Raw genomic sequence first — 12,273 nt, 5'->3', positions numbered from 1 at the left:
GATTTACAGAATGGTGTATTTAATAGCCGCGTTCATGGTGGTTTTTTCGTTCATGAATATACCGTTATAATTTTGGTACATTGGTGATACTATTTCGGCACTTAAAACGAGCTTATTTTTTAGTAAAAGTACATTTACGCCTAAGGCACCCCTTATAATTTCACCACCATAATTGTTGGTGTCTGCCGTAGTAACCATCATAGGATTCAGTTCTGGATCTGCATTATGTATTTCATCTTCTGTGCTACCGCTAATACGTAAAGAGGTGCTGATGGTTTTAGAGAATCCATACCCTAACCAACTGTTTAGTTCGTAAAGATTTCCAAAGCGGTAATCTTCACTGTTTTCGCCAGTTCTAATAGTAGCAAGAGGTTGAACGCCCCATGTAAAATCATTTATATTACCTTTTAGGGTACCACCTAAAGTAACGTCAAAAGTACCTGAACCTAATTGCATGGCGTAAGGTAATTTTGCATCTACCATCATAGGAGTGGTGTCTCTATTTTCAATGTCGCCAACCGGAATGTTTAATGTGAAATTGGAATGTAATGAAAATTTTTCATGAGAAATGAGACCGTATAAAAACCCAGTTTTTAAGTCGCCCATACTAGAAGAAGCTGTAGAAAAATCTGTACGCATAGGCATGCCGTTATCCATGGTCATTTGCATGGTAAGATCCATATCTTTTGATAAATAATTTTGCATTAATATTAAAGTTAGCTTTTCTGACGGCGCGTACATAACACCTAGCATAAACATTTGCATAGTCATTTCTTGCGGAGCTACCATATAGTTTTCGTAGATAGCATCGTCAGAGATTTTATCGCTTCCTTCTCGATTACCTTCCATATACATGTTCATATAGCGTAATGATATCATTAGCCCTCCTTTAGGGTGCAAATGATCTCCCATAACACCTACAGGTGCATAAGAATTGGCGCTATGATGATGGGTATGGTTCGTGGCACCCATACCAGATGAAACAAAGCGTTCTCTTAATTGTAACCAAGTAAATACCTCACCATCTTTTTCTTTTTGTTTTAGCGTAGCTGCTTCTAAAGTGCTATATGCAGAAAGGTTAGCACCCATGGGACTTTTTATGGCATCGCTCTTTAAATAAAAAGCAGATTTGGCATTGATATATTGTTGCTGGTCATAATCTGTAACATATAGCGACCTAAAGGTATTTTTATCTTTGGGGGTAATGTAATTTACCAAACATTCTATAGCACCAAAATGTAAGGTGTTCCCTGATTCAGTTTCTATTTTAGCCTTGAAAGCATCATCTTTAATAATCATATTACAATGAGCACAGGAGTTTGTTTGAGAAAGTGTTATTTGGCTGCATAGTAGCAGTACAAGGGTTATAATGTTAATATGTTTACTTCTCATTTTTAATTTTTTAGGTTAGAGTGAACCAATAGCTATTACACCCTTAACTATATCCTTGTTAAGAGAATTAATATTTTTTTTATGATGTGATTAGACAGAACTTAAGATTCTACAAAAGTTACTGCAGGTCTATAAGAGTTGGTTAGGCACACTCTTGCCGTAATATTTAATGTTGGGCTACATTGAATTTTGTTTGTAGTTGATCCCAAGTAAATAATTCGCCACCGTTTTCTTCTTTAGTTTTATTGGCAGCTTCTAGATTGCCAAATGCGCTAAGATATTCGCCCATAGGGCTTGGTATGTTTTTACTGATCAAATAAGTGGCTTTGGTAGCATCTATTAACGCACCTGGTTCATCATAATCGTTTACCGAGTATTGCGCAATGGTAGCCATATCAATATCCTTTAAATGGTTAAGCATACACTCTGTCGCATCAAACGAATAGGTTCTACCCTTTTTGGTCATGAATTGTGCAGCGTGTTGCTTGTCTACAATTGTCATGCTACAGAAGTGACATCCGTCTGATCCATAAGCAATAGCTTTAGGGCTAGAGTTACATCCAATTAACATAAAGCAAAGCAAAGCAAAGAGAATGGAATAATTTTTCATGGTACAGGTTGTTTAGTTAAATTTATGTGATTCCATTTTTATGACTTCTCCATCCTAAATAAAAGGCTACAAGGGTGAGTGTCATGCCTATAAACATCATCCACGCACCTTTTTCCGGTAATGAGGTCACATCAAAATTTAGCATTTTTTGATATCCTAAAAGTGGTGGTTTATAAGTCATTGGTGTACCATCGGCATTTACTACTTTAATAATTGCATTAGGACTTAGGTTTGAGCCATAATCGGTCAACCATTCATTAAAATCATACATGCCCATTATGCCTAAAATGGACATAATTAGAAACCAACCGATAAACCATTTATAGGAAAGTTTGCCTAAAAAACCGAATAATCCTATGAATATACCTAAAACAACCATGGTTAAGATAACCGATGGGAAAACTTCAAATTCCCACATTTCACCATCTTTTGGTATGGTCTTCATACCTATATAATGATTTAGACCATCAATATTCTGTAAATCGAATTCAGATAAACCTTTAATTCCAGAAATATAAATATCCATACCTAATGGTTCTGGGTATTGTGGTGCTCCCAACATAATATTCCATAAAGGAAAGTAAAATAGACCCAACAAAAACAATGAACCTATAATCATTATAGTGCTAGCTTTTTTCATTTCTTTTTTTTTAAAAGTGTTGCGTCAAAATCGACTATTAACAGATCATTATTAGAGATATAATAAAGAGCGGGTCGGTTTTTAGATCAACCCGCTATTTAAAATTCTAGATCAAGTAAATACGGACTATTCGCCTAAACTAAATTTAAGGGGCACATCAGAGTTAGCTGGTGAAACACGAACATAACCTTGCATTTCTTGATGTAGCGCAGAACAGAAATCTGTACAATAAAATGGCCAAACACCTGGTTCTTTAGGTTCCCATACAGACGATTTAGTTTGCCCTGGCATGACCAAAAGTTCTGAGGTATTTTGACCGATCATAGCAAAACCATGAGGCACATCGAAATCTTGCTCGTGATTGGTGATATGAAAGTAGACTTTGTCACCAACCTTGATACCTTCAATATTATCTGGTGTAAAGTGACTACGAATCATAGACATATACACATGAACTTCATTACCATCGCGAACAACCTTTGCTTCCGCCGGTGAGGTTACTGCATACGGATGCTCATTTTCATCTAAGCGATAAATTTTCTTAGATTTAGGAGCTAAAAGATCAGCGGGTATACCTGCAGCATAGTGCGGTTCTCCATGAGTTGGAAAATCATATAATAATTCCATTTTATCACCAGTAATATCATATAATTGAGCAGAGTGCTCTAATTCAGGACCTGTAGGCAAATATCGATCTTTTGTAATTTTATTCATTGCAACCACATACTTACCAAAAGGCTTTCTAGAATTTCCGCCGGGGATCATTAAGTGCCCAACAGAGTAGAATGTAGGCTTACGGTCAATTACTTCCCATGTTTCTAAATTCCATTTTACAACTTCAGAGGAAATGAAAAAAGTAGTATATGCATTACCTTTCCCATCAAATTCTGTATGCAACGGACCTAAACCACCACTTTTAACAGTACCTGCCAAAACATCGTCAAATTTAAGAATAGGAATTCCGTACGCTTCTCCATCGAATTTTTTGGCTTCTATTGCAGCGATCATTCTATCGAAAGAATGAACAGTAAGGTCTGCAGAAAGTTTTCCGTTTCCGATAATAAATTCACCAGTAGGGTCAATATCTACACCATGTGGAGATTTAGGAGTTGGCAAAAAGTAAACGGCGCCGGGCACTTTTAAAGGGTCAACGGTCAATACTTCTTTTTTCATGGTAGATGTAGCCATGTGTGTAGATTCATTGTACACATTATGAGCATAATTTGCCGGCATTTTTGTACCGCCACCATTATTGACGTATTCTTCTATTTTTTTCCAGTTAATAGCCGCAATAAAATCTTTATCGTTTTGTGATGCATTTACTTCTAAAAGAGAGTTTGCCTCCTCTGTATTATAAGTGGTAAAGAAAAACCAACCATGAGATTTATCTCTTCCTGGGTGAGAAAGGTCATAATTGAAACCTGGCATCAAAATTTGAAATTTTAGATCCATATGTCCATTATTAGGATCAACACTTATAAATGAGAGTGAACCTTTAAAGTTACCTTTATACTCATTAATAGGCATATCTCGTTGAGGAATAGGAACAGAGAATCTAGTACCGGCCACAACATATTCAGTATTCTCGGTTACAAAAGAAGAACTATGGTTACCTGCACTGTTTGGCAATTCGATAATTTCTTCGGTTTCGAAAGTACTTAAACTGATACGGGCTATTCTTGGCGTGTTGTTTCCATTTATAAAAATCCAACGCCCATCTAATTCACCTTTGGTTTGAGAAATATCTGGGTGGTGTGAGTCGTCCCATGGCACAAAACCGAAAGATGTTTCTAACATTGGTTTAGTTTCTTCAGAATAGCCATAACCAGATGTTGGAAATTGGGAAAAAACAGGAATTTCTTTGAACATACGTCCAGAAGGAAGTCCGTATACCGTTAAGTTACCGCTATACCCACCGGACATAAAGGCATAAAATTCGTCTTGTTCTCCAGGGGCTACATAAACTTTTTCAGCATTACTAGAGGCAAGTGCTCCATTTGAATTTGCTTTACCGTCTGGGTTTCCACAACCCGATAGTATTAAAAACGATCCTAGCATTGTAGCTAGATAAGTTGAATATTTTTTCATTGGAATTGTTTTATGGTTATCTATTTTATTATTTACTGCAATTGAATTAAAGTTTTATATAGTGTTAGTTCAGTGTTCTGAAAAATTCAAGTATACTTCTAGCTTGTTCTTCGGTTAACCCTTGGTTAGACATTGGTGCACCATTAAACTCTGCCATTAGATCTTTTGCTAAAGGGTCTTCTTTGACCATAACCTCTGGATTTAGAATCATGTTCATTACCCATTCTGGGCTACGTCTATTTAAAATACCTGTTGGGGCAGGACCAATAAATTTTTTTTCGGTACGGTGACATGCCAAACACAATTGGGCATATACCTCTTCACCTTTCTTAGCCAAAGCCGCGTCAATATCTGGAGCTAGCGTAACTGATGTAATAGGACCTACGCCCTTATTTTCTAAATCTACACGTTCAGAAGCCATTACGGAATTGGTTGTTGTAACAGTTTCAGCTGGCTTTTCTGTTTTAGATTTTTCTCGGGTTACACTAAACCCTTCTTTCTTCTTTTCCTCTTTACCTCCGCAACCAATTAGTATTAGGGCAAAAATTACTGTTATACTTTTTAGAATGTTTTTCATGGTATAGATATTTATCTAATTAATACCACAAATGTAGATGTCATGAACATGATTATATATGACAAATATCATATTGAAGACAAAAAAGTCTTTTAATCTTTAATGAATATTTGAAAGAAAGATTTTTAACTTTGAGAAAACGATATTTATGATTTCTAATTCTGCTAAATATGCGCTTATAGCGGTTCTATTTCTTGGGGCAAATTCTTCTGAAGAGCATAAAATATTGGCTAAGGACTTAAGCGATAATACAGGTGTGCCAAAGGCATATCTATCTAAATTAATGCAAGAATTAACAAAGAAAAATTTAATCTCATCTGTTCGCGGACCTAAGGGCGGGTTTTATCTTACTGATGATGAGAAAAATCAATTTATAATAGATATTGTAACTGCAATAGATGGTGAGCAGAGAATAAAAAAATGCATACTTACATTACATAAATGTGACGCAAGCCATCCCTGTCCCTTGCATAATTTAGTTAGTGATTCTAAAGATGATTGCCTAAAAAAGTTCGAAGAAACCAAAATTAAAGACCTGATAGAAGATATAATATTGGGCAAAAGTTTTTTGTCGGTTTAAATTATCACTCCTTCACCAACTCCATACTTAATTTCTCTAAAGAAACCCCTTTGGTTTCCGGCATTTTGGTAAGTGCCCAAATAAGCTGCAATACCATCATAGCGCAGAAGAAGTAGTAGATATACCACACTTGGTCTTTTAAAACTCCCTCAGTTGCATCCAAGAAAAACGGAGTGATCAATGTAATGATCGCTGCAAATATCCAGTGTACGCTAACTCCCCAAGATTGTCCGTATGCACGAACACTGTTCGGGAATATTTCTGAGATAAATACCCAGATTACGGCACCTTGCCCAATGGCATGAGAACCAACAAAAGTACAGATGAAGGTTAATGTAAGGGTAGACCCTAAATCCATCTGAAAACAGAGACCCACCATAATCAAACTTATGATGTAGCCAATAGATCCAATAATGATCAGTTGTCGTCTTCCTAGCTTATCCAAGAGGCGTATTCCTATAAATGTAAATACAAGATTTACAATACCAATGGCGATGGAATTAAATAAAGATTCTTTACCTCCAAGTCCCGCTTGTTCTAGTATTTCAGGAGCATAATAGAGTACAAAGTTGATACCAGATAGTTGGTTAAAGAAAGCTATAAAGAAAGCTAGATAAAGTACTTTAGAATATTTCTTTTGAAAAAGACTTTCACTTTTGGTAGTATGTTTAAGGTCCGTTTTTATCTCTGTCAGTTGCTGTGCCGCTTTTTCTTTTGAGTGTATGATCTCCAATATTTTCAACGCGGCAGCGTCGTCTTTCTTATGAAGAGCCAACCATCTTGGGCTTTCTGGTACGGTAAAAACCATTATAGTATATATAAATGCAGGTATAGCTTCTACGCCCAACATCCAACGCCAATCATTTATTCCGTCAAAACCTTTTAACAACCAGTTAGATACAAAGGCGATTAAAATACCGAATACCAACCAAAATTGATAAAGCCCTACCATTTTACCACGATTTTCTTTCGAGGTAATCTCAGAAATATAAATTGGGGCGGCAACGGTTGAAATACCTACGCCTACACCACCAATAAAACGAAATGCCGAGAATGAGTACGGATCTTGCGCCAATGCAGAACCTACGGCAGAAACCAAAAATAGAATACCGACCCAAAGTAAGGTCTTTTTACGCCCTAGGTTTTTGGTGGGTATACCACCAAACAGAGAACCGAATACAGTACCCCAAAGTGCCATACTCATTATAAAAGTACCGTGAAATAGAGGAGATGTATTCCATAATTGTTTAATGGGTTCATTTGCTCCTGAGATAACTACGGTATCAAATCCAAATAAAAAACCTGCAAGCGCTACGGTGATCGACCAAACGATAATTCTATTCATTATTGAGTATTAAGTTGATGTTAAATATAATGAATGAAAACCGTTAAATCTTAATCTTAATGGACAACAAAAAAATCAAAGAATTGGTAACTTGTGATAATTATAAAAATTGAACGATGAAAGATTTGAAAAATAAAGTAGCCTACATTACAGGAGGCACTAAGGGTATTGGGTTTGCAGTAGCACAAACATTATTGAATCAGGGAATGAGAGTTGCCGTTAGTGGTAGATCTCAAGAAAGTGTAGATAAGGCCTTAAAAGATTTTAACAACGATGCGGTTTTAGGAATTGTGTCTGATGTGGCTAAAATGGCTGACGAGAAGAATGCCGTTTCTAAAATAATGGAAAAATGGGGGCAAGTAGATGTAGTTTTGGCAAATGCCGGAGTTGGTAATTTTGCACCTATCGATGAAATGACAGATGAAGATTGGCATCAAATGATCGATACTAACCTAAATGGGGCTTTTCATACCTTAAAAGCATCTGTAGAGGCTTTAAAGAAGTCAGAAGGGTATTATATAACATTAGCGAGTTTAGCGGGTACAAATTTCTTTGCAAAAGGCGCAGGGTATAATGCTTCTAAATTCGGAGTGGTTGGTTTTACTCAGGCTGCAATGTTAGATTTAAGACAGTATGGTATTAAAGTATCTACCATAATGCCAGGTTCTGTTTCAACACATTTTAATAACAACGAGCCAGATGAAAAAGATGCATGGAAAATTCAACCGGAAGATATTGGTGAATTGGTATTAGACTTATTACAAATGAACGAAAGAACCTTACCTAGCAAAATTGAGGTAAGGCCAACAAGACCAGATAAGAAGTAGTATTACACTTCTTTTTCGGTAAACGGAATATCAGCATTACAGATTTCTGTAATTAGTTGACCAAGTATCTGCTCGAAATCAGAAATGACTTCATTATTTATGATGTGATTTTTACTGGTTGCTCGGGCAGATTCTTTTTGTGCGAAAAGCAAAGTGCCTTCTGCAAAGTTCTTCAATGATATAATACCGGCTTGTATAGATAGGTTTTGTGCGGGATGGGTTTTGAAGAACATCAATGCATAACACAGTAATTGAAATGCCTTGCTGTATTGATATTCGTCGGTCAAGATATCCCAATCTACAATTTCTACATTACGGCGTTCCACTTTTCCTGTTTTGTAATCGATGATGCGGGTAATGCCATCAAATTCGTCTACCCTGTCTAATTTTCCTTTAAGGATTATAGGAAAATCTAATCCGGCAATCACTAGAGGTACAGACAAATTTTGTTCTAGTGCAATAATTTTAATCGTATGGTCTTTTAAAGCGGTTACTTCGGCATCAATGAAGGTCTGTATATACTTTAAGATAACATGAAAAGAAATATAGTTTTTACCAGAACTAATATTTCCTTCTTTGTAGGTCTTCTCAAAATTCTGAGCTACAATGGTAGGTATTCCTTTTCGGATTCCATTTAGTAGTTCTGCCGTAAGAGGTTTGCCAATTAAAGGGGTGTACAATTCCTCTAAACTATCATGAACAATGGTACCAAATGTATTCGGTGCCAAGGTTTCTTCTACCTGTAATACCTCGTTAATATTTAATAAGTTCTGTTTATAGAAATCAATAGGGTTTCTAATATAATTACTTAACGAACTAGGTGAAAAACCTTTTCTGGCTTTGTCTCGAATAAGGGTAATAAGCGATCTTGTTTTTTCAACCTGTTCAATTTCTTTGGTAATAGGTTGTATAGTAGGTGTTGCTATAATTAATTTAATATCACTTCTATTGTCATCGGTCAACAACTGAGTAATCAATCGACTTCGCTCGCCGCCTTCCAATGCATCTGGCTCAGTATTGTATAATATATATACATTTTTGGCACGTTGTAATAAACGATAGAAGTGATACGTATAAACAGCATCTTTCTCTTTGTATGTCGGTAAACCGTTTTTGATTTTTAGGTCGTAGGGAATAAACGAATTATTAGATTTACCAGAAGGCAAAACCCCTTCGTTGACAGAGGTGATAATAATAGTTTCAAAATCTAACAACCGACTTTCTAGCATTCCCATAATCTGGATGCCTTCTATGGGATTTCCTTGAAAATCTAAAGTTTCTGAGCTTAATAGCTGTGAAAATAGATGTTTTAAACTTTTAAGATTGTTAATGTATGCAAAGCTGTTACAAAGATCCTTTAGCTGATTGAAGAGTGTAAAGAATTTATAAAGCTGCTCTAACAAAAGAGAATTTTCTTTTACTACGTCAATAACTCTTATGGCTTCAATAAGAGCCAAAAAATTATCTATAAGTCGATTCGGCTTATTCTTTACATCTTCGAACAGTAAGTTGATCGCTGCATTTTCTGGTAAAAGTTGACGAATTTGTGCATTGGTAATATATGACCAGTTATTTGTTTTGATCTTAGATATTAAACTGTCTGTAGAGACTTCATTTGCGTCAAATAACAGCACGGCGTATGAATGTGTCAAAAGATTCAATAAGTGCTTGTAGAACCATCCTTTTTCAGTCTTTTGTTCGTGAAACTCAATAAGGTTGGTAAAAAAACTGGCCAATGTAGTTGATGCCAACTTTTGACCCATGGTAATATTGGTAGCGGGTATATTATCGGGAATTGAATTTAATAACGGATTTAGTAATTCTTCATTACCAAGTACAATGGCGGCATTACGTAATGCATCTGGAGAGTCATTCTGTATCTTGTACAGTAAATCGCCCACATAATTAACTTGAGAGATATTTTTAGGCACCCCAATAATTTCAATATGCTTTTCGGTGTTGTAATAATTGGTAAGTCCTGCAAGAGGTTTTCCCTTCAGCACATTCCATGTGCTTTGATAGTTTCTTATAAAGAAACCGGCATCATGAATATTATCTTGCAAAAAGTAAGGGTCGATATCCCAATAGATTTTAGCATCTGTTTTCTCAAGAATAGTCTGTATAAGTATACTCTCTGCAGTGTTTAAGGCATTAAAGCCAAGAAAAATATGTTTTTTATTCGTTTTTTCAAGATAGTTTGGTAATTCTGTTACCGAGGTTTTATAGATGAGTCCTTGGTGACCAAGTCCTTGTTCTAATAATCGGTTATTAAATTGATTGTAGATGTCTTCTAAATACCTCCAGAAGTGAAGGTAGTTTTCAATCATTTCAGAATTATCAGGATTCAATGACCAGTGGTTGACCTCTTGAATAGCGGCAACATTTTGGTATAGGGTTGATGCGTCAACTAAGTAACGGTCTACTTCGTTAAAATCTTGTAATAGTATTTGTCCCCATTTTAAAAAAGAATCAAAAGATTCCTTATCATAATCGCCCACTTTTAAATAGGCATTATAGAGTTCAAATAATTGTGTGGTCGTATTTGCGGTGACAAGGTTAGAAACCTTTTCAATGAAATCTTCTATACTATAGATTTCAGGGGCAAGTACGGTTTGGGTAAGTGATTGTGATAGTATTTTTTTAAGAAATACACCCGCACGTTTACTAGGTAGAATAAAAACTACTTTACCGGTATCTGGGTTATTTTTTAAAACGTCTAGTACTACATCTTGTATAAAGCTCTGCATATAGTGTAAAAATAAAAAAGCCCCGCAATATTGCGGGACTTTTAGTTATTAAAACACTTAGGTTTTTATAAACTTATTTTACTAAGTTGATTTCTACCCTTCTGTTTTGAGCTCTACCAGCTCTTGTATTGTTTGTAGCCATTGGCTTAGACTCACCGTAACCTACAGCAGATAATCTAAACTCTTCGATTCCTTTGTCTACTAAGAATTCTTTTACAGAAAGAGCTCTTGACTCAGAAAGGCTTTGGTTTAATTTTTCGCTACCTACGCTGTCAGTATGACCTTCAACAGTAAACTTAGCGTTAGGATATTCTTTAAGGATTGTGATAATGTCAACCATTACAGAAGTAGACTCAGCTTTGATAGAAGATTTACCAGTATCAAATAAGATAGTTCTAGCGTAATCGTTCAATTGTTTTTGAACTTCTTCAGTTACTTCAGGACAACCAGCGTTAGCTACTGTACCAGCAACATCCGGACATTGATCATCTTTATCAAGTACACCGTCACCGTCTTTATCAGCCCAAGGACAACCTTTGTTTTCAGCAGGACCAGCTTCAGAAGGACAAGCGTCATCTTTATCAGCAACACCATCGCCATCAGCATCAGGACAACCAGCTAAAGCAGGAAGACCAGCTTCGTTAGGACAAGCATCATCTTTATCAGCAACACCGTCACCGTCAGCATCTGGGCAACCGTTCATTTCTTTAGAGCCAGCTTCGTTAGGACAAGCATCTTTGCTGTCTTCGATACCATCGCCGTCAGAATCAGGACAACCGTTGAATGCTTCAAGACCAGCAACTTCTGGACAAGCATCGTCTTTATCATAGATACCATCACCGTCAGTATCAGTACCACCAAATTTAACTGAGATACCAGCTAAGTGTTGGAAATGTGTAACTCCGTAATCTTCGAAAGCATGCTTGTAAGAAGATTGTAAAGTAAGACCTAAGTTTTCAGAAAACCAGATATTAAGACCAATACCACCATTTGCAGTACCAGCACCGATTTCATCAACCCAAGTATAACCACCACCGATTTCTACGAAAGGATCAAGAACAGTTTGTCTTTTGATAAGATCGTATTTTATTGTACCATCTATAGCGTAGTGAGAAAGATCGTCAACGCTAGTATCACCTAATTTGCTAATCTTGTTAAGAGAACCTCTAGCACCAACAGAGAAACCATCTCCTATTGACTTAGATACTCCTACGTAAGAGATAGAAGGTAAAATGTTCCAGTGATCGTTCACATTAAAGAATTCGTTACCGAAAGAACTTACATCCGAAGTTGGATATACGTCAATGGCATTAACCCCAAATTGCACTTGCCAAGGGTTATTCTCGTCTTGCGCTTGTATGCTGTTGATACCTACTACAAGTAGGGCAACTGCCAATAATTTGCTAAGATGTTTCATGTATTAAATTTTAAGTTTAAGTGTTTATTAGCTGCAAATGTAACTTGTTA

The 12,273-nt window shown here is 36.2% G+C and carries 10 protein-coding genes; 2 read left to right on the top strand and 8 right to left on the bottom strand.

Translation table 11 applies throughout. The features are described 5' to 3' along the window. Positions 1–3 precede the first annotated feature (3 nt). The 5 genes from DFQ03_RS16030 to DFQ03_RS16010 all read right to left on the bottom strand — a co-directional run bounded on the left by DFQ03_RS16030 (position 4) and on the right by DFQ03_RS16010 (position 5,307). On the bottom strand, positions 4–1,392 hold the full coding sequence (locus tag DFQ03_RS16030) for a nitrous oxide reductase accessory protein NosL (protein WP_133674252.1): 1,389 nt from the start codon (positions 1,390–1,392) through the stop codon (positions 4–6). A gap of 166 nt (positions 1,393–1,558) precedes the next feature. Continuing rightward, a complete protein-coding gene (locus tag DFQ03_RS16025) occupies positions 1,559–2,002 on the bottom strand; it encodes a nitrous oxide reductase accessory protein NosL (protein WP_133674251.1) in 444 nt (147 codons plus the stop codon). Positions 2,003–2,024: 22 nt separating this feature from the next. Further along, the gene (locus DFQ03_RS16020; RefSeq protein ID WP_133674250.1) at positions 2,025–2,642 is read right to left on the bottom strand and encodes a hypothetical protein; all 618 of its coding nucleotides are present in this window, start codon (positions 2,640–2,642) and stop codon (positions 2,025–2,027) included. A 126-nt stretch (positions 2,643–2,768) separates the two neighbouring features. Next, positions 2,769–4,700, bottom strand: coding sequence for a Sec-dependent nitrous-oxide reductase (gene nosZ / locus DFQ03_RS16015; RefSeq protein WP_394346273.1), 1,932 nt, complete (start codon positions 4,698–4,700; stop codon positions 2,769–2,771). Positions 4,701–4,794: 94 nt separating this feature from the next. Continuing rightward, on the bottom strand, positions 4,795–5,307 hold the full coding sequence (locus DFQ03_RS16010) for a c-type cytochrome (RefSeq protein ID WP_133674248.1): 513 nt from the start codon (positions 5,305–5,307) through the stop codon (positions 4,795–4,797). Positions 5,308–5,455: 148 nt separating this feature from the next. Between DFQ03_RS16010 and DFQ03_RS16005 the strand changes: the two genes are divergently transcribed. Then, positions 5,456–5,887 (top strand): RrF2 family transcriptional regulator, encoded by a 432-nt coding sequence (locus DFQ03_RS16005; protein ID WP_133674247.1) that lies wholly within the window; start codon positions 5,456–5,458, stop codon positions 5,885–5,887. Between the two features lie 4 nt (positions 5,888–5,891). Here DFQ03_RS16005 and DFQ03_RS16000 read toward each other — a convergent pair whose 3' ends face one another. After that, positions 5,892–7,232 (bottom strand): sugar porter family MFS transporter, encoded by a 1,341-nt coding sequence (locus DFQ03_RS16000; RefSeq protein ID WP_133674246.1) that lies wholly within the window; start codon positions 7,230–7,232, stop codon positions 5,892–5,894. Between the two features lie 116 nt (positions 7,233–7,348). On the opposite strand from DFQ03_RS16000, the gene DFQ03_RS15995 reads away from it, so the two are divergent. Further along, entirely contained in the window at positions 7,349–8,059 is a 711-nt protein-coding gene (locus tag DFQ03_RS15995) for an SDR family oxidoreductase (RefSeq protein WP_133674245.1), read from the top strand. Between the two features lie 2 nt (positions 8,060–8,061). On the opposite strand, the gene DFQ03_RS15990 is transcribed toward DFQ03_RS15995, so the two are convergent. Beyond that, on the bottom strand, positions 8,062–10,806 hold the full coding sequence (locus DFQ03_RS15990; RefSeq protein ID WP_133674244.1) for a PD-(D/E)XK nuclease family protein: 2,745 nt from the start codon (positions 10,804–10,806) through the stop codon (positions 8,062–8,064). A gap of 73 nt (positions 10,807–10,879) precedes the next feature. Further along, positions 10,880–12,223 (bottom strand): OmpA family protein, encoded by a 1,344-nt coding sequence (locus DFQ03_RS15985; protein ID WP_133674243.1) that lies wholly within the window; start codon positions 12,221–12,223, stop codon positions 10,880–10,882. Positions 12,224–12,273: the final 50 nt, after the last annotated feature.

It is taken from the genome of Maribacter caenipelagi (assembly GCF_004364175.1).
Classification (GTDB): Bacteria; Bacteroidota; Bacteroidia; order Flavobacteriales; family Flavobacteriaceae; genus Maribacter; species Maribacter caenipelagi.
Note: the sequence above shows the minus strand (reverse complement) of the source record. Positions and strands in the feature narration are given on the sequence as shown.